Below are 18459 nucleotides of genomic sequence, written 5' to 3'. Positions count from 1 at the left end.
TGCGGCTGCGGTGTCTGGCGCACCGTCAGTCCCTCCCTTCGATGATGTCGGCGACGCGCTCTGCGGAGCCGGCAGCATAGGTCCAGCCAAGCGCACCATGGCCGGTATTGGCGATCACGCGGTGCGCGATCGTCCGAGTGATCGGCAGTGAATCGGGCGTCATCGGGCGGAGTCCAGCCCAGCTCGATTCGATCGAATCATATTGCGCCGCCTGCGGAAGTGCGGCGCGCGCGCTGCGCACCAGCGCGCGGTGTCGCTTCGGCTCGATGTTCGTGTCGCGCGCGCCAAGATCGGCTAGCCCGGCGATCCGCATGCGGTTTCCCAGCCGCGCGAACACCACGCGGTTCGCGACGTCGGTGACGCTGATCGTGGGCGCGGCGGGCCCGGGCGGAGTCGTGATCGAATAGCCCTTCATCGGCAGGATCGGCAGCGATATGCCCAGGCTGCGCGCAAGCGCGGCCGACTGGCTGCCTGCGCACAGCACTACCCGGTCGGCGACGATCCGCTGGCCGCCCGCGGTAATGACTGCCGGGCGCTGCTCATCCGCTTCGATCCGGTCGACCGTCACTCCGAACAACCCGGTGCCGCGGCCGGTAGCGGTCAGCGCGATCCGCGCGCTCGTGCAAAAGCGATACGGATCGCCCACTTCCTCATCGGCGGTGTAGAGCGCACCGACGATGTCCTTGCGGATCGCGGACAGCATGGGTTCCATCGCGACGACCTGGTCGGGGTCGAGCAGTTGCTGGCGAACTCCCTGCGCCGCCTTCAGCGCGGCTGTCTTCTGCGCCGAAGCGAAGCTCTTCGCCGAGCGATAGAGATGGATCTTGCCCGAGCAGCTGTGCGCGAATTCCAGGTCATGATCCGACACCAGGCGCCGCAGCGCCTCGCGTGAGCGGAACGCCAGCGCCAGTCCTGCCAGCGTATTGCGCCGGAAGCGCCCGGCGCTGCTGTTGCGGACGAATGCCAGGCCCCAGCGCAGGAATTCGGGATCAAGGCTGAGACGGAGGCGAAATGCCGGTTCGGCACCCAGAACGAGCCGCGGCATCTGAGCCAGCGTCGCCGGGCTGGCCAGCGCATCGGTATAGGCATAGCTCAGCTGCGCGCCGTTGGCGAAGGAAGTGCCCAGTCCGGGCCCTTCGGCCGCGTCGATCACGGTCACGCGGTGGCCGCGATCCGCGAGCGTGAGCGCGGTCGCCATGCCGACCACGCCCGCGCCGAGCACCGTCACGGTCTGCGGCTGGCTCATCGACGCAAGCAAATCCGGAGCAGACCGTCGTTCATTCCGAAAATGTCCCCCCGGCGCGGGGCAACGGACCTTCCGTTGCAGATCGCTGCGCCTGGAGGAAACTTATCGGCAGGGGCGGACGCCGAAACTATGAATTTTTTGCGATACCCATAGCCTGTGGCTATGGATCTCCAGCCCGGCTTTCCTGAAGTGCCTTTTCAAGCGTGCGGAGGAATTGCCGCGCGATCTTTGACGGCTGGCGATCCTCCAGCGTGGCATAGGAGACGGTGAAGCCAAGCCGCGGCTCCGTCGGAAGCCAACTGAAGCCGGGCGACCGCCATGCCCGCGCAGTGAATTCGTCGAGCACAGTGACGCCGCCTTCGAGCTGTGCAAGCCGGGCAGCGATGAAGAATGTCTGCACCGACACCGTTTCGCGATAGCTGATCCCGCGCTCTCGCGCCGCCCGTGTGAGCACTTCGCCGATCGGTCCTGTCGCCGTCACGCCGATGACGTCGCGGTCGGCGAGCAGGTCGAGCGGCAGCCGCGGACCCACCGATCCGAATGCCCCGGTCGGGAAGAGCACCACCAGCTCGCCTTCGGCGAGCACCGTCCGTGTCAGGCGCGGGTGCGGCGGCGGGGTATAGGCGATCGCCAGGTCGGTCTCCCGCTCGATCAGCGAGCGCACCAGATCGTCATGGTGGTGGGTATGCACTTCGAAGGTCACGCGCGGCCATTCGCGGCGGAACTGCGCCATCGCCTGCGGAACGATGTCGAGCGCGAGGCTGGGCACGATCCCCAGCCGGATATGCCCGCCACCGGCCTGCGAGAGGTTGCGCGCGGTTTGCTGAAGCGATTCGAGCCGTTCGAAAACGTCTCCCGCCTCGCGCATCAGCGCGTGCGCCTCGTCGGTCGGCACCAGCCGTCCGCGCGCGATCTGGAACAGCGTGAAGCCCAGGCTGTCTTCCGCGTGCCGCAGCGTCTTCGAAACCGACGGTTGCGAAACGCCCAGCGCGCGGGCCGCCGCGCTGATCGAACCATGGGTGTAGACGGCGTGAAAGATCTCGATCTGACGGAAGCGCATCGCGCCGCTATACCGCCCGGGCGGGTGCCGCCCAACGCTGTTTGCGCTCACGGGCGCAGGGCGACAGCCTCGACTTCCACCAGCGCGCCTTCGGCGAGGAGCGCGGACACCACTGTCGACCGGGCCGGATAGGGCTCCCCGAACACGCGGAGATAAGCGGCGTTGAAAGCGGCTCCATAGCCAGGATCGGTGAGCCATGCGGTCACCTTCACGACATGCTCGGGGCCGCAACCGCTTTCGGCCAGCACGCGAACCAGGTTCGCGAGCGCCTGATCCGCCTGCGCTTCGATTCCGCCGGCGACGATCGCGCCGTCCCCGCCGCGCGCGAGCTGGCCCGAAGTGAACACGAGATCGCCGGCACTACGGGCGGCAGACAAGGGGGGGCGCACCATTCCGAACTCCTGGGAGGGAGCGCTTCGAGTGATGCTCAGGCGAGCGACATGCAATCGCGCGGATGTCGGACAACCATGGCCTGAGGTTATGGAGCCGATCGCGCGTGCGCTCCCGCGGAAGCTCAACAATCTCCTTCGGCGAGCGCGGCCGAGAACAGGCGGACGAGGCATCTCTCCACATGATCGGTCCGTTGGTCGCAGATCGGCGAAACGGCCATCACAGACCGGATGATCGCCGTCCCCATCAGGACCGCCATTGCCAGGCTTGCCCGAAACTCGGTGTCCTCGCCGTCCAGCAGCTCGGCGATGGCGCCGAGCATGTGCTTGTGCATCGACTCACGCACCAGTTCGCACGCCACGGGCGAGGAGGAAGAGCGGAGGATGATCAACAGATGCTCGAGCTTCTCGGTGCGCGGCGCTCCCGGCGGAGTTTCCATCAGCAGCCGTGCCAGATGCTGCGGCAGTTGATCGCGTCCAACGCCCAGAAACAGGTCTTCTTTCGCGCCGGCGCCGAGGACGTTCTTGAACAGCTCCTCCTTGCTTCCGAAATAGCGGTTGATGAGCGCGGGATCGACGCCCGCCGCACCGGCAATCTCACGCACGCCGACGGCTTCGTAGCTTTCGCGTGCGAAGAAGCTGCGTGCGGATTCGAGGATCGAATCGCGCGTGGCGGCAGAATCCCGTTGGGAACCAATGACTTTGGGCGACACGGCCATCCCCTATTCCTACTGGCGCCACGGCGTGGGTCAATCACTAGCCTGCCGACAAGTCAACAGGCGTTGACTTCGTCACTGCCGGTTCATAGATGGCGGTCGAGCGACCCGTCCGAAAGAGACGGGCAATGAGGATGATCTGGGGGCGCGCACCTCTTGCGACGGATCCTGCTATGGCCCGAATTCAATTCCGCACCGGCGCATTGGCGCTGCTTCTCGCGCTCGGCGGCTGTTCCGGCGGCGAGGCCGAATCGGGTGGGCCGCCTGCACCGCCGGTAACCGTCGCCGCTCCGGTGGTGCGCGAGGTCGTCGATTCCGACGAGTTCATCGGCAGGTTCGAAGCGGTCCAGCACGTCGACGTGCGCCCGCGCGCGTCCGGCTATCTCACTTCGGTTCACTTCCAGGACGGGCAATATGTCCGCCGCGGGCAGCTGCTGTTCACGATCGATTCGCGTTCCGCCCGCGCGGCCCAGGCCCAGGCCGGGGCCGAGCTTTCGCGTGCCCAGGCGGCGCTCGAAAACGCCCGCACTGAACTGGCCCGGTCGCGCTCGCTCGCCGAAGCGCAGGCCGCCAGCCAGGAGGAAGTCGAATCGCGCGAAGCGGCTGTCCGTTCTGCCGAGGCCCAGGTCGCGGCAGCCCAGGCCAGCGCACGCGCGCGTTCGCTCGACGTCGGCTTCACGCGCGTCACGGCACCGATTTCAGGCCGCATCTCCGAGCGGAACGTCGATGTCGGCAATGCCGTGCAGGCCGATCAGACGGTGCTGACGACGATCGTCTCGGTCGATCCGCTGCACTTCGCCTTCGAAGGATCCGAGGCGCTCCTCCTGAAATACCAGCGCGAGGGCGCCGGGATCGACGAAGGCGCGGCGGTTCGCATCCGGCTGCAGGACGAGGCGGATTTCGTTCACGCCGGCACGCTCGACTATGTCGGCTCGACGATCGATCCGGGCGCCGGCACGGTCCGCGCACGGGCCGTCGTTCCCAATCCGGAGGGCCTGTTGAAGCCCGGGATGATCGGCAATCTGCGCCTTGCTTCCTCGCAGCCCTATCGTGCGCTGCTGGTGCCGGAAACCGCCGTGATGAGCGATGCGGCCCGCCGCGTGGTCTATGTCGTCACCGAGGACAACACGCTCACTGCCCGTCCGGTCGAGCCGGGTCCGCTGATGGGCGACCTGCGCGTGATCCGTAGCGGCTTGAGCGCAGGCGACCGAGTGGTGATCGGCGGTGCGCAGCGCGCGCGCCCGGGCCAGAAGGTGGAGCCGAAGGCGGGCACCATCCCGCCCTCGCAGACCGGCGGGGACGGCGAACCGGCACCGCCGCAACCACGAGCGGACGCGTCGCGCCCAGCCGCAGATCGCTGAGGGCCGCACCATGAACATTTCCGGCTTCTTCATCGAACGGCCGATCTTCGCGTCGGTCATTTCGATCTTCATCGCGCTGATCGGCGCTTTCGCCTATCCGCTGCTGCCGCTGTCGCAGTACCCGCAGATCGCGCCGCCGACGATCGTGGTGCAGGCGTTCTATGCCGGCGCCTCGCCCGAAACGATCGCGGAAACGGTTGCCGCGCCGATCGAGGAACAGATCAACGGCGTCGAGAACATGCTGTACCTGCAGTCCTCGTCGACGCAGGGCCAGGCGCAGGTCACCGTCACTTTCGAAGCCGGAACGGATCTCGATCAGGCGCAGGTGCTGGTGCAGAACCGCGTCGCAGTCGCCGAGCCGCGCCTGCCCGAAGCGGTTCGCCAGCTCGGCGTCACCGTGAACAAGCAGGAATCCGGGTTCCTGATGATCGTGGCGCTCACGTCGCCCGACAACACGTACGACACCGACTATATCGGCAACTATGCCAACACGGCGGTGCGCGACCGACTGCTGCGGCTGGAGGGCGTCGGCGGCGTGCAGGTGTTCGGCGGCGGCAATTATTCGATGCGGATCTGGATCGATCCGGATCGCGCGGCCGGGCGCAATCTCACCGCGACCGAGATCGTCCAGGCGCTCCGCGCGCAGAACGTTCAGGCCGCGGGTGGCGCGCTGGGCGAGCCGCCGGCGGGCTCCGGCAATCCGGCGTTCCAGGTGCCGGTCGACGTGCAGGGCCGGCTGAGCGATCCCGAACAGTTCGCCGACATCGTCCTCAAGACCGACCCCACGACCGGCGCGATCACGCGCGTCCGCGATGTCGCTCGGGTCGAGCTGGGCAGCCAGGACTACGGGATTCGCGGCCGCTTCGACGGCGAGCGCGGCATCGCGCTCGCGATCATTCCCCAGCCGGGCTCCAACGCACTCGATGCAGCCAACCTCGTCGCCGAGGAAATGGAGGCGATCGCCCGCGAGCTTCCTCCGGGCCTCGAATATTCGATCCCCTACAACCCCACCGAATATGTCGCGGCCTCGGTCGAGGCGGTGCAGCACACACTGCTCGAGGCAGTGGCGCTGGTGGTGCTCGTCGTGCTCGTCTTCCTTCAGACGTGGCGCGCCGCGATCATCCCGATCGTCGCGATTCCGATCGCGCTGATCGGCACCTTCGCGGTCCAGCTGGCGCTCGGATTCTCGATCAACTCGCTGTCGCTCTTCGCGCTCGTGCTCGCGGTCGGCATCGTGGTGGACGATGCGATCGTCGTCGTGGAGGCAGTCGAAAAGCACATCCGCGAAGGACTTACACCGCGCGAGGCGGCGCATCGCACGATGCGCGAGGTTTCCGGCGCGCTCATCGCGATCGGCCTCGTGCTGGTTTCGGTGTTCATCCCGACCGCGCTGACGCCGGGCATCCCCGGCATCTTCTACCGTCAGTTCGCGGTGACCATCGCCGCTGCATCGGCGATCTCGCTGCTCGTCTCGCTCACCCTGTCGCCGGCGATGGCCGCGCTGCTGCTGAAGCCGCACCGCGAAGATCACGGCGAAGCCGGACCGCGCTGGCTGAGGCCGCTGAAGGTCGCAGGCAATCGCTTCAACGCCGGCTTCGATTGGCTGGCGGACCGCTTCGGGCGGCTCACCGCGCGACTGGTGCGGATGGGAACGCTGATGATGGTGCTCTACGCCGGCCTGCTCCTGCTGACCGGCTGGCGGCTGAGCGACACGCCGACCGGGTTCATTCCCGAACAGGATCAGGGCGTGCTGATCGGCGTCGTCCAGTTGCCGCCAGGCGCATCGCTCGACCGCACCGAGGAAGTGCTGAACCGCGCCTATGGCATCGTAAGCCAGATGGAGGGCGTCAACAATGTCGCCGCGTTCGCTGGCCTCGACGGCGCCAGCTTCTCGCAATCCTCGAATGCGGGCGTGATGTTCGTCCGGCTTAGGGATTGGGAAGAGCGCGGGTCCGAACTGTCCGCCGAAGCAATGAGCGGGCAGATCACCGGTGCTCTCGCCGGCGCGATCGACAATGCCAACATCTTCGTGATCTCGCCGCCGGCGGTGCAGGGTCTCGGCAACGGCAGCGGCTTCGTGATGATGCTGCAGGATCGCTCGGGCGCGGGCTATCGGGCGCTGGAAGGCGCGGCGGGCGCGATGATGGGCGCAGCCGCACAGCGGCCCGAAGTGTCGCAGGTGTTCACATTGTTCAACACCGCGACGCCCCGCGTCGTGGCCGATGTCGATCGCGATCGGGCACAGCTGCTCGGCGTACAGCCCGGGCAGGTGTTCGACACGCTCGGCACCTACATCGGCTCGAGCTATGTCAACGATTTCAACCTCTTCGGGCGCACCTTCCGGGTCACCGCACAAGCGGAGCCCGGCGCGCGCGAGCAGATCACCGACATTGGCCGACTCCAGGTTCGGTCGTCCTCGGGCGAGATGGTTCCGCTCTCCGCGGTCGCGACCCTCCGGCCGGACAGTGGCCCGGCGCGTGTGGTCCGATACAATATGCAGCCCGCGATCGAGCTTCAGGGCCAGGCTGCGCCCGGAGTCTCGTCGGGTCAGGCACTGCAGACGATGGAGCAGCTCGCGGCCGAGAATCTGCCGCAGGGGTTCGGCTATGAATGGACCGGGCTCGCCTATCAGCAGCAGGCCGCCGGCGGCAGCTCGGCAGTCATCTTCCTGCTTGCCGTGGTGTTCGTCTTCCTGGTGCTGGCCGCGCAATATGAAGCGATCACGCTGCCGCTTGCGGTGATCCTGATCGTGCCGATGTGCATTCTGGCGGCGATGCTGGGTGTCAATCTGCGCGGGATGGACAACAACATCCTCACTCAGGTCGGCCTCGTCGTCCTGATCGCCCTCGCCGCGAAGAACGCGATCCTGATCGTCGAGTTCGCCAAGCAGGGCGAGGACCAGGGGATGGATCGCTTCGAAGCGGCGGTGCATGCCGCGCGCTCGCGCCTGCGGCCGATCCTGATGACCAGCTTCGCCTTCATCTTCGGCGTGATCCCGCTCGCGATCGCGAGCGGCCCAGGCCAGGAGATGCGCCAGTCACTGGGCACCGCCGTCACGTTCGGCATGATCGGCGTGACGATCTTCGGGCTGCTGTTCACGCCGCTCTTCTACGTCCTCATGCGCGGGCTCGGCCGCTATCTGCCGCAGCGCGGGTCGCGCTCGGACGAAGCGCCCGCGCCTGCATCGCTCGAAGGAGCTGCCGAATGAAGTTCCGCACCTTCTGCACCGCGGCAGCTGCCGTCGCGCTCTCCGGCTGCGCGGTCGGACCCGACTATGTCGCACCCGCCCCGCCCGCGCCGGCACAGGCGCCGCTGATCGAAGCGGCCGACACGGCCTTCGTTCCGGCCGAGCCCCCCGCAGAGTGGTGGCGTCTGTTCCGCGCTCCGGTGCTCGACCGGCTGGTCGACGAGGCGCTCGCGAACAACACCGATCTGCGGGCCGCCGCCGCGAACCTGCGCGAGGCGCGCGCGCTGTTGTCGGAGACGCGCGCCGGCCGGCTGCCGACGACGGACATCGGCGCCGGTGCCAGTTATGGCCAGGTGGCCGGTTCGACGCTCGGTGTCGACGGCGCCGGACCGCGGGGCGAAACCTATGATGCCGGGCTCGACATCGGCTATCAGGTGGATCTGTTCGGCCGCATCGGCCGCGCGATCGAAGCGAGCGAGGCCGATGCCGAGGCAGTGCGCGCGGCCTATGATCTGACGCGCATCACGGTCGCGGCGGAAACGTCGCGGGCCTATGCCGAGGTATGCGGCTACGGCCGACGCATCGAAGTCGCGCGCGAGAGCCTGCGCGTCCAGGAACGCACGTTCGATCTGACGCGGCGGCTGTTCGAAGGCGGCCGCGCCACTGCGCTCGATACCAACCGCGCACAGGCGCAGCTCGATCAGGTCCGCGCCGACCTGCCGACGCTCGAGGCCGAGCGCCGGGCAGCACTGTATCGCCTGGCGGTGCTCACAGGCCGCCCGCCGCTGGAGTTCTCCGCCGAAGTGGCCGATTGCACGTCGCCACCGTCGGTGCTCACGCCGCTACCGGTGGGCGACGGCGCATCGCTGCTCGCCCGCCGGCCCGATGTGCGCGCGGCCGAGCGACAGCTTGCAGCGGCAACCGCGCGGATCGGCGTTGCGACCGCCGAACTCTATCCCAGCGTATCCTTCGGCGCCTCGGTGGGGAGTACCGCCAACGCGATCGGGGATATCGGCTCGTCGCAGGGCTTCCGCTTCGGCATTGGGCCCCTTCTCTCCTGGAGCTTCCCGAACACGGCAGTCGCGCGGGCCCGGATCGGCCAGGCCGAAGCCCGGGCCGACGCGGCCCTGGCTACCTTCGACGGCACTTGGCTGACCGCGCTTCAGGAAACGGAGAGTGCGCTCGCACGCTTCGCGCGCCAGCAAAGCCGTATCGCCATCCTGTCGAGCGCGCGCGATGCGAGCGCCGAAGCAGCACGCATCGCACGGCTGCGCTACGAGGCGGGTCGCGAGAGCTTCCAGATCGTACTCGAAACAGAACAGAACCTCGCCGCCTCCGAAGCGCTGCTGGCGCAGGCGCAGGCGCAGCTTGCGAATGACGGCATCATGTTGTTCCTGGCGCTTGGCGGCGGCTGGGAAGCCGAGCCACTGCAAACCGGCGGCCCCTTCGCGTCCGATGAACCGAGTTGAGGCGAAGAGGGCTCAGCGGGCCGGGGCGGGCTTCAGCAGTTCGGTGAGAGCCGCTGCCAATGCCGGCAGCCGATAGGGTTTGCGCAGAATCGGAAACTTCCGCTCGTCCTGTGGAATGAATTGTTTGCTGCTGTAGCCGCTGGCAAGCAGCACGGGCAGGCCCGGCGCCTTGGCGCGGAGCGCTTCCGCCAGGTCGAGGCCGCTCTGGCCGGGCATCACGATGTCGGAGAAGACGAGGTCCACCTCCTCCCGGTCGAACAGGGAGAGCGCTTCGGCGGCATCCGCTGCTTCCACCACGGTGCAGCCGAGGTCCTCGAGAAGATGGCGCGCGAAGTACCGAACATGGTCGCTGTCCTCGACCAGGAGAATCGTCAGCCCCGGCGGAAGCGAGAGTTCCAGTTCGTCGACGGACCGCTCCAGCGGCCGCTTGTCGGTTCGTGGCAGGCAGATATGGAGTGTGGTGCCACACCCGAGCTCGGACTCCAGGTTCGCAAAACCGCCCGATTGCACCGCAAATCCATGGATTTGGGAAAGGCCGAGCCCCGTCCCCTTGCCGGTCGGCTTGGTGGTGAAGAACGGCTCGAAAACACGCTCGAGCGCCTCACGCGCGATCCCCTCTCCGGTGTCGCTGACCGACAGGGACACCATATCGCCGTCCGGACGTGATACGTTCCTGGTCGCGATCGTAAGCCTTCCCCCGTTCGGCATGGCATCGCGCGCGTTCAATACGGCATTCAGCAGTGCCGCCTCCAGCCCGGTGGGATCGATTTCGACGTGCCAAAGCCCCGGCGCGAGATCGAGCTGGAGATCATAGGTGCTGCCAAGCGTGCGCTGGAGCATCTCTCCGAGCGCGTCCAGGCGGACGCTCAGATCGAGGACTTCCGGCTCCAGCGGCTGGCGGCGTGCGAACGCGAGCAGCTGAGAGGTCAGGCTGGTCGCCCGCTCCGCCGTCTCCAGCACGACATTCAGGTAACGCGTGCGCTTCTCTTGCTGCAGGTCCGGCTGCCGCAGGAGAAAGTCGGCAGCGCCCCGCACCACCGTCATCAGATTGTTGAAGTCGTGTGCGATCCCACCTGCCAGCTCGCCCAGTGCCTGAAGCTTCTGCGACTGCAGCAGCGCCTCCTGTGTGCGCCGAAGCTCCTCCTCCGCCTCCTTCCGCTCGCTGATGTCGCGCGTGATCTTGGCGAAGCCCACATGCGTGCCCTGGTCGTCGTAGATCGGATCGAGGATCACGTGCGCCCAGAAGAGCGAGCCGTCCTTGCGAACGCGAAGCGCTTCGGCTTCGAACTTGCCGTCGCGTAACGCGGTTTGCAGCGCCTGTTCGGGAGCGCCGCGCGATCGGTCCTCTTCGGTGTAGAACAGGGAGAAGTGCCGCCCGACGACTTCGGATTCGGCATAGCCCTTGATCGCCTGAGCGCCGGAATTCCAGCTGTTGATGTTGCCCTGCGGGTCCAGCATGTAGATCGCGTAGTCCACCACGCCGGTAATCAGCAGTCGGAACTGCAACTCGCTCTCGCGCGCCGCTTCCTGCAGGCGCACCTTTTCGGTGACGTCCCGAGTGATCTTGGCAAAGCCGATCAGCGTGCCCGTCTCGTCCCGGACGGGATCGACGATGACATGCGCGAGAAACTTGCCGCCGTCCTTGCGCAGCCGCCAGCCTTTCATCTCGAAACGGCCCTGCTCCGCAGCCGTGCGCAGGATCGTGGCAGGCATCCCGCTTTCCCGGTCTTCGGGTAGGAAGAACCTCGAGAAATGCTCCCCGATGATCTCGTCTGCCTCATATCCCTTGAAGCGGCGGGCGCCCGAATTCCACGTGCTCACATAACCATCGGGGTCGAGCATGTAGATTGCATAGTCAGTGACCGACTGGACGAGCAGCTCGTACCGCCGATCGAAGAGATCCTGATGCAGATTGAGTGGCGACATTCACGATTCCGCTGAAGGCCCCCGCCCTCCAACCTGTCAGTGTGGGAAAATCGGGGATCGATCAAGGCCGCTTCTGCGCGAGAAAGCGACTGAGAGGCAGGTGATCGCCGATGGCTGATCGCTTGATCAGGCGCCCTTCGCACTTGCAAAACGGGGTACGGGAGCGTATCGGCGCCGCCATCCGCTGGACCCGGTTTTCCGGGTGGCTCGGCCCGGCGCCCATCCCCGGGATAACCTTCAGGCACCTCGGCGACCCGCCGTCTTCTTGTATGCGTCTCCTGATCGAGCGTGTGCCCGCTGTCGTGCCGAAGTAATCTTCAGGTTCTTCCGAATGCCAACATTTGCCTCGCTGAAGCGCGAGTGGCTCGCCAATCCGCGGGGCGACATCCTCGCCGGGATCGTCGTCGCGCTTGCGCTGATTCCCGAAGCGATCGGTTTCTCGATCATCGCCGGCGTCGATCCGCGCGTTGGCCTTTACGCCTCCTTCTCGATCGCGGTCATCATCGCGCTGGTCGGTGGTCGGCCGGGAATGATCTCGGCCGCCACGGCAGCTGTCGCAGTGGTCGTCGTTCCGCTCGTGCGTGATCATGGCGTCGAATATCTGTTCGCGGCCACGGTGCTGATGGGCATTCTGCAGCTCGTTGCGGGTTTCCTGCGCCTCAACCTGCTGATGCAATATGTCTCGCGCTCGGTGATCACCGGCTTCGTCAACGCGCTCGCGATTCTCATCTTCATGGCGCAGCTGCCGGAGCTCACCGGCGTGGCTTTGATGACCTATGTCCTGGTCGCGGCGGGCCTCGCCGTCATCTATTTGCTGCCGCGGTTAACCAGGGCGGTGCCCTCGCCGCTGATCGCGATCATCATCCTGACGATCGTGGTGTTCTATGCCGGGTTCGACGTGCGGACCGTGGGCGACATGGGCGAGCTGCCCTCCACCCTGCCCAGCTTCCTGATCCCCGACGTGCCGTTCACGGTGGCGACGCTTCAGATCATCTTTCCCTATTCGCTGACGATGGCGGCGGTGGGCCTGCTCGAATCGATGATGACCGCCCAGATCGTCGACGACCTGACCGACACGCCCTCCGACAAGCAGCGCGAAATGAAGGGCCAGGGCATCGCCAATTTCGTCACCGGCTTTTTCGGCGGGATGGGCGGCTGCGCGATGATCGGTCAGTCGGTCATCAACGTTAAATCGGGCGGCTTCACGCGCCTGTCGACTCTGGTTGCCGGCGTGTTCCTGCTGTTCCTGCTGCTGGTTCTCGGGCCGGTGGTCGCCGTCATTCCGATGGCCGCACTGGTCGCGGTGATGATCATGGTGTCGATCGGCACGTTCAGCTGGCGCTCGATCCGCGACATCCGCCATCATCCGTGGCAGTCTTCGGTGGTGATGCTCGCCACCGTGGTGATTACCGTCTGGACACATGATCTGGCGCAGGGCGTGCTGGCGGGTGTGATCCTGTCGGGCCTGTTCTTCGCCGGCAAGGTGAGGCGCCTGTTCACTGTCGAAAGCGCGCTTTCGGATGACGGCCGCACACGCACCTACCGCCTCTCGGGCCAGATCTTCTTCGCGTCCGCCGAGCGCTTCGTCGAGGCATTCGATTTCAAGGAAGTTGTCGATCGGGTGGTGATCGACGTTTCCGATGCACACTTCTGGGACATCTCCGCCGTGGGCACGCTCGACAAGGCGATCCTGAAATTCCGGCGGGAAGGCACCCAGGTGCAGATCACCGGCCTGAACGAAGCCAGCGCCTCGATGATCGAACGCTTCGCCCTGCACGACAAGCCCGGCGCCGATGCAGCGCTGAGCGGTCACTGAGAGGAGAGAAGACCATGCAGCACATCCTCGCCTGCATCGACGCATCGGCCTATGCCAACAGCGTCTGCGATCTCGCCGCCTGGGCCTCGCGGCGCCTGACGCTGCCGATCGAGCTGCTCCACGTCGTCCAGCGCCGCGATGCGGTGGCGGCCCGGCATGACCTTTCCGGAGCGATCGGCCTGGGCGTGAAGACTGACCTGATGGAAGAGCTGGTCCGGCTGGAGGAAAGCGACGCCAGGCTTCAGATCGAGCGCGGTCGTGCGCTCCTGACCGCCGGCGAGCAGCGCCTGCGCGAAGCGGGGGCCACCCAGGTGCGGACGCTCCACCGCCACGGTGGCATCGTCGAGACCATTCTCGAGCGCGAAGCCGAAGCGCGCGTCGTCGTGATGGGGAAACGCGGTGCCGGCCATGAGTTCGCCACCGATCACATCGGCTCGAAGATCGAACGCGTGGTGCGCGCGAGCGACCGGCCGATCCTGATCGCGTCGCGAGCAGTCGAGGAGCCCCGCGAGATCGTTTTCGCCTATGACGCCAGCAAGGCGGCCGAGCGCGCGCTCGAGCGCCTCCTCAACTCGCCATTGTTCGTGGGACTGCCGGTTCACATCGTGATGGCGGACACGGACAATGACGCGCATCGGGCGGCTCTTCGCGGTGCCGCGGACCAGTTGCGCGGCAGCCGCGCGGTGCACGAGACGCTGCGAAGCGGCAAGGCCGAGACGGTGATCGCCGACATCGTCGCGCAGACGCCGGGCGCGATGCTGATGATGGGCGCCTATGGCCACTCGCCGCTGCGCGCATTGATCGTCGGCAGCACCACCACCGCGATGATCCGCACGGTTCACGTGCCGGTGCTGCTGGTGCGATAGGCCTCGACACGAGGATCGGCAGGCCGGCACATCCAGAACGGGTGTAGAGCGCATCGCAGTCGCGGACGCTGCCCGTCTGGGGCGTGTTCGTCGCCATTCAAGAGGCTCTGCGGTACTTCCGGCCTGACGGGCGTATCATCAACATCGGCAGCATCAGCAGCGACTTCGCTCCTTATACTGGCAACTCGCTGTACGTCATGACCAAGAGCGCCGTGGCGGGGCTCACACGAGGGCTCGCTCGCGAACTGGCCGAGCGGCGGATCACGATCAACAACGTCCAGCCAGGACGCGTCGACACCGACCTGCTGCGCGCCGCGCTGGGCGATGCATTCGACCGCGCGCGCGGGGAGTCGCCGCTGGGCCGCTTCGGCGACGCAGCCGAGGTGGCGCATGCCCTCCGGCCCGGTCGAACTCTTCGTCCGGGACGAGATCTTTTCGGTTGGCACAAAGGTGAGCGCTGCGACCGCGTCCACCGGCTCGGGCACCATTTCACCTCCGCGGCCTTCGAACGTCGCATCGAGCAGCACGCGCAGCGAACGGTTGGGCTCCATCGGCAGGAAGGAAATCATGCAGACTTCCTCAAGCGACGCCGCCTCGGCCACGTCGACCAACTCGTCCTTCAGGTCTTCGCGGGTATAGGTGACGATCAGCTTATAGTCCTGATCGACTGTGAACAGCTTGTGTTCGCGCATGTCTTCCGGAACATCGCTGTCGCGGAAATTCCACAGGAACTTCGCCGGACCCCCGACCACGGGACCACCCGAGACCAGTTGCCGCGCCATCAGCGCGTCGAGGATGCGGAATGCCTGGGCGGTCTGCTCCGAGCTGATAAGAACTTGATAATACTGCATATCGTCTCTCCGATCATTGCCGGACTTTCGCGGCCGGAGCGGCACGAGATGCCGGTCCAGAACCGCCGAGTATCCTTGGCCAGTCAACGACGGCTGCAACAGCCGTCAGGGTGGACGTAGGCACCAAGATGGATCACGATAACGAGGACAAACCGAGATGTAGCATTTCGGATCGAGGGACAATGACTCGGCCTGCACTTGTGGAACTGGACGCCGTTCTGGCGATCGCTCGACGCGGTTCCTTTCGTGCCGCTGCGCTTGAACTCGGCATCTCGACCACAGCGCTCAGCAATGCGGTGGCCAAGCTCGAGCGGGAACTCGGCATACGTCTGTTCAATCGCACCACGCGCAGCGTCTCGTTGACCGACGCGGGCCGCAACTTCGTAGCCCAGATCGGACCTGCGCTGGGTGAAATCCACGAAGCGATGAACGCTGCGCGATCGCAGCAGGAAGTTCCCGCTGGCACGCTCCGCATCAACGCCTTCGCTACGGCAGCGCGCGAGGTTCTCTCACCGCTGATCCTGAAGTTCATTCGACTTTATCCGCAGGTCCATATCGACCTTGTCACCGAAGGGCGGTTGATCGACATCGTCGACGCCGGGTTCGACTTCGGCGTCCGTCGTGGCGATCTCGTGCCGAGCGACATGATTGCCATCCCTCTGCAGACCCGTCGCCGATATGCAGTAGTCGGCACACCCGCCTATTTCGCACGCAGCGCCGCTCCCCAGGTGCCGACGGATCTTCTGCAGCATCCCTGCATCCGCGTCAGATTGCCCAATGGCGCACTCTTTCGCTGGCACTTCGAAAAGGAAGGCCGGGCCGCGCAGATCGATGTGCAGGGACCGATAACGCTGGACGAAGCCAGTCTCGCGCGGGCCGCGGTATTGCAAGAAGTGGGGGTCGGCTTCTTCATGGAATCGGATATCCGCGAAGATCTCGCTGACGGACGCCTTGTCGAGGTTCTGCAAGACTGGACCCCTCCGATCGCACCCCTGTCGCTATACTATCCCGGCAGGAGAAACGCATCCGCGGCATTCCGCGCGTTCACTACGCTCGCGCGGAACTTCCAAGTCGGTCCTTGATGAACCGTATGGCAAAGTTCCTGCGGCAGCCGCTGTGCCGTTCGTTCTCGGCCGAAGTTGACAGGCGTGCGATCTTTGACCGCTCCGCATCCCCTTCTGCACTTCTCTTACTTTTGGCTCTGCGAGGCGCTGCGATTCGACTACAACCAAATGTACATCCTCGCTTTCTTCTGGTTTGGTCTTTGGTGACCATTCATCCTTTATCGTCACGGTGAATGGGACGCGACCACCAGGGGTATCGGGCAGACGGCGAGATGCTACTGCATGAGCGGAAAAAAAGCAGGTGGTGGCTGAAGTCGGGCTATTGCTGTACCCCGATTGCCAGCTTTCTGCGATCTACGGCCTCACTGATCTTTTCCGCATCGCCAACGACGTTGCGCGTTCCGCGAACATCTTCTCGATATATTCGTCAGCTACCAGCTTAAACGTAGTCTTGGCGGCGAGTTCCGCCTCGATCCGGCGCTGGCGCTTCTCCGCGACTGGATCAATGCCGTCGATAATCTGCGCGCGAGCTTCGTCACGTTTTCGCCGCGCATCGGAGCGACACTTCGGGGAACGAACCGAGCGAGAGCTTTCGATCGGTGCCGAAGACCTTGTAGCGAAAGCGCCAGAGAAGCGCCCCGGATGGCTGGACCAAAAGAAACAGGCCATCAGCGTCCGGAACCTTGTAGGGACGCGCTTTGGGTTTGAGCGCACGAATCTGCACGGTCGTGAGCATGGTGGGCCACGCCTCCTGCGATGCTCGTGGCCCACCGATTCGTGGTCCACTTTGAGTGGGCCACGGTGGAATAAAGCGAGAAACCGTGGGACCAGCAGGAGCCATTTTACCGCAGATTTCTGCGGTTTTCTACAATGTTCTCAATGCGTAATGGTGCCGCTTGCAGGACTCGAACCTGCGACCCCCGCATTACGAATGCGATGCTCTACCAGCTGAGCTAAAGCGGCACGACTCCCGGGCGGCACGGCCCGGAAGAGGGCGGCGCTTACCAGCACCGGCATTGCCTGACAAGCGTTTGCAAAACCGTTCCTGCCCGGAGGCGTGGCTTTACGCATCGTTTACCACGCACGGTGCACAACAGGCGGAGGTAAGCGGGTAACGGCCCGGAGTGGAGCACGCGCATGGACATGGGTCGGGGATTCAACGACCGTCTGGATATCGACCAGCGGGACGAGGCCGACGCCGGCGTTGCCGATCGGCCGCTGGAGATCGGTACCGACGAACGCCGGATGCACGTGCGCGCGTATAATCATTGGGTATCGCTGCTGCGCGGGCGCGCCTATCCGTCGATCGAGGATCTCGATCCGGGCAATATCGCCGATTTCGGGCCGCACAGCGTGCTGCTCGATTTCACCAAGGGTGTCGAGGATCCGGCGATTCGCTATCTCGGGCACGCACTGCGCGAGGAGTGCGGGGTCGACGGCAGCATCACCAATGTGGCGCAGGTGCCGAGTCGATCGCTGCTCAGCCGCCTCACCGATCATTATCTGCAGATCATCGCCAATCGCGCGCCGATCGGCTTCGAAGCCGAGTTCGTCGGCCAGCGCGGGCACAATACGCTCTACCGCGGCATCCTGATGCCCTTCTCGTCCGACGAGGACACGATCGATTTCATCTACGGCGTCATCAACTGGAAGGAACTGGTCGACGCCGAGACCCAGGCAAGGCTCAATGCCGAAATCGAGGAGTCGCGCCGCGCCGCGCCGCGCCAGCTGGTCGCCGCGCCGGTGTGGGCGGACGGACCCAGCGCCGGCCTGTCGGCATCGTCGTCGGAGCCCCCGTCGACGACTGCGCCGGAGCCGGAGACTCTGGCCGATCGGCTCGTGCTGGCGCGCGAATCGGCCGCGGCGGCTCGCGCCTCGGACACGCGCAGCCGCGCCGCACTGTATCGCGCGCTGGGTCGCGCCTATGATTTCGCCTGCGCCGCCGACGAAGACGCGACCGGCTATGCCGCGCTCCTCGCCGAGGCCGAACTAAGCGTTCAGGCTCGCGCGCCGATGACTCCGTGCGTCAAGCTCGTTTTCGGTGCCGACTATGACAAGACGCGGCTCACCGAATTCGCGGCCGTGCTCACCCATGCGAAACGCTGCGACATACCGCAGGGCGGACTCGATGCGTTCCTCGAAATCGCCGAGGGCGGCATCAAGGGTATCGTCCGCGCCGAACGTGCGCTGCGCCGCCCTGCCGATCGCAGCGATCGATATGCCCGCGCCGCCGCCGAGCTGCGCAGCCGACCGCCGCTCGCGCATGTGCCGATCGCAGCGGACAGCGACGATTTCGTCGTCCTGCTCGCCCGTCCCGGCAAGGATGGCCTCGACATTGTCGCCACTCTTTCAGGCGATTCCGCACTCACCCAGCGGGCGGTGAAGAAAGCCGCCGGCTAGGAAAGAACACGTTCCGCAGATCGCCTGATCGCAGTGTCGTGGAACCCGACTTTTCGGTCTCTTCGCACCTGCCACAAGCCTTGAGGTCGCGGGCCACCCGGCGCATAG

General features: G+C 65.7%; 14 protein-coding genes, 1 tRNA gene and 1 other annotated feature. Of the genes, 8 read left to right on the top strand and 7 right to left on the bottom strand.

From position 1 onward, the window contains the following. Positions 1-25: 25 nt before the first annotated feature. The 4 genes from H7V21_RS13685 to H7V21_RS13670 all read right to left on the bottom strand — a co-directional run bounded on the left by H7V21_RS13685 (position 26) and on the right by H7V21_RS13670 (position 3414). Entirely contained in the window at positions 26-1246 is a 1221-nt protein-coding gene (locus tag H7V21_RS13685; RefSeq protein WP_188054263.1) for an FAD-dependent oxidoreductase, read from the bottom strand. A gap of 160 nt (positions 1247-1406) precedes the next feature. Further along, on the bottom strand, positions 1407-2306 hold the full coding sequence (locus tag H7V21_RS13680; protein ID WP_188054262.1) for a LysR family transcriptional regulator: 900 nt from the start codon (positions 2304-2306) through the stop codon (positions 1407-1409). Between the two features lie 47 nt (positions 2307-2353). Continuing rightward, on the bottom strand, positions 2354-2698 hold the full coding sequence (locus H7V21_RS13675; protein ID WP_188054261.1) for a RidA family protein: 345 nt from the start codon (positions 2696-2698) through the stop codon (positions 2354-2356). 122 nt (positions 2699-2820) lie between these two features. Continuing rightward, complete coding sequence (locus tag H7V21_RS13670; protein ID WP_188054260.1) at positions 2821-3414, bottom strand: TetR/AcrR family transcriptional regulator; 594 nt, start codon at positions 3412-3414, stop codon at positions 2821-2823. A gap of 170 nt (positions 3415-3584) precedes the next feature. Here H7V21_RS13670 and H7V21_RS13665 point away from each other — a divergent pair, with 170 nt between their 5' ends. Genes H7V21_RS13665 through H7V21_RS13655 form a run of 3 tightly spaced genes read left to right on the top strand, consistent with a single transcriptional unit; the run spans position 3585 to position 9428 of the window. Further along, positions 3585-4772: an efflux RND transporter periplasmic adaptor subunit gene (locus H7V21_RS13665; protein ID WP_188054259.1), complete on the top strand. Its 1188-nt coding sequence runs from the start codon at positions 3585-3587 to the stop codon at positions 4770-4772. 10 nt (positions 4773-4782) lie between these two features. Next, positions 4783-7980 carry an efflux RND transporter permease subunit gene (locus tag H7V21_RS13660; RefSeq protein WP_188054258.1) on the top strand — a complete coding sequence of 1066 codons (3198 nt, stop codon included), beginning with the start codon at positions 4783-4785 and terminating at the stop codon, positions 7978-7980. After that, a complete protein-coding gene (locus H7V21_RS13655) occupies positions 7977-9428 on the top strand; it encodes an efflux transporter outer membrane subunit (RefSeq protein ID WP_188054257.1) in 1452 nt (483 codons plus the stop codon). The genes H7V21_RS13660 and H7V21_RS13655 overlap by 4 nt, the downstream gene beginning before the upstream one ends. A 12-nt stretch (positions 9429-9440) precedes the next feature. Here H7V21_RS13655 and H7V21_RS13650 read toward each other — a convergent pair whose 3' ends face one another. Further along, entirely contained in the window at positions 9441-11270 is a 1830-nt protein-coding gene (locus H7V21_RS13650; RefSeq protein ID WP_262503888.1) for a PAS domain-containing sensor histidine kinase, read from the bottom strand. 267 nt (positions 11271-11537) lie between these two features. Further along, positions 11538-11590, top strand: a sequence feature (sul1 is cis-regulatory element that is thought to sense ions involved in sulfur or methionine metabolism; They are found in Alphaproteobacteria). Positions 11591-11685: 95 nt separating this feature from the next. Between H7V21_RS13650 and H7V21_RS13645 the strand changes: the two genes are divergently transcribed. The 4 genes from H7V21_RS13645 to H7V21_RS13630 all read left to right on the top strand — a co-directional run bounded on the left by H7V21_RS13645 (position 11686) and on the right by H7V21_RS13630 (position 15969). Beyond that, on the top strand, positions 11686-13170 hold the full coding sequence (locus H7V21_RS13645; protein ID WP_188054255.1) for a SulP family inorganic anion transporter: 1485 nt from the start codon (positions 11686-11688) through the stop codon (positions 13168-13170). 14 nt (positions 13171-13184) lie between these two features. After that, on the top strand, positions 13185-14036 hold the full coding sequence (locus H7V21_RS13640) for a universal stress protein (RefSeq protein ID WP_188054254.1): 852 nt from the start codon (positions 13185-13187) through the stop codon (positions 14034-14036). Between the two features lie 83 nt (positions 14037-14119). Then, on the top strand, positions 14120-15007 hold the full coding sequence (locus tag H7V21_RS13635) for an SDR family NAD(P)-dependent oxidoreductase (protein ID WP_262503887.1): 888 nt from the start codon (positions 14120-14122) through the stop codon (positions 15005-15007). A gap of 62 nt (positions 15008-15069) precedes the next feature. Then, on the top strand, positions 15070-15969 hold the full coding sequence (locus H7V21_RS13630) for a LysR family transcriptional regulator (RefSeq protein ID WP_188054253.1): 900 nt from the start codon (positions 15070-15072) through the stop codon (positions 15967-15969). Between the two features lie 517 nt (positions 15970-16486). Here the strand turns inward: H7V21_RS13630 and H7V21_RS15960 are convergent. Both H7V21_RS15960 and H7V21_RS13620 read right to left on the bottom strand, forming a co-directional pair. Beyond that, entirely contained in the window at positions 16487-16687 is a 201-nt protein-coding gene (locus H7V21_RS15960) for an Arm DNA-binding domain-containing protein (RefSeq protein WP_262503886.1), read from the bottom strand. 151 nt (positions 16688-16838) lie between these two features. Next, a tRNA-Thr gene (locus tag H7V21_RS13620) sits at positions 16839-16914 on the bottom strand. A gap of 174 nt (positions 16915-17088) precedes the next feature. Here H7V21_RS13620 and H7V21_RS13615 point away from each other — a divergent pair. Next, positions 17089-18351 carry a hypothetical protein gene (locus tag H7V21_RS13615; RefSeq protein WP_188054252.1) on the top strand — a complete coding sequence of 421 codons (1263 nt, stop codon included), beginning with the start codon at positions 17089-17091 and terminating at the stop codon, positions 18349-18351. Positions 18352-18459: the final 108 nt, after the last annotated feature.

The sequence above is a fragment of the Sphingosinithalassobacter sp. CS137 genome (assembly GCF_014334115.1).
In the GTDB taxonomy this organism is placed as follows: Bacteria; Pseudomonadota; Alphaproteobacteria; order Sphingomonadales; family Sphingomonadaceae; genus Sphingomonas.
The sequence above is the reverse complement of the archived record's forward strand: the minus strand, read 5'-3'. Positions and strand labels throughout refer to the sequence as shown.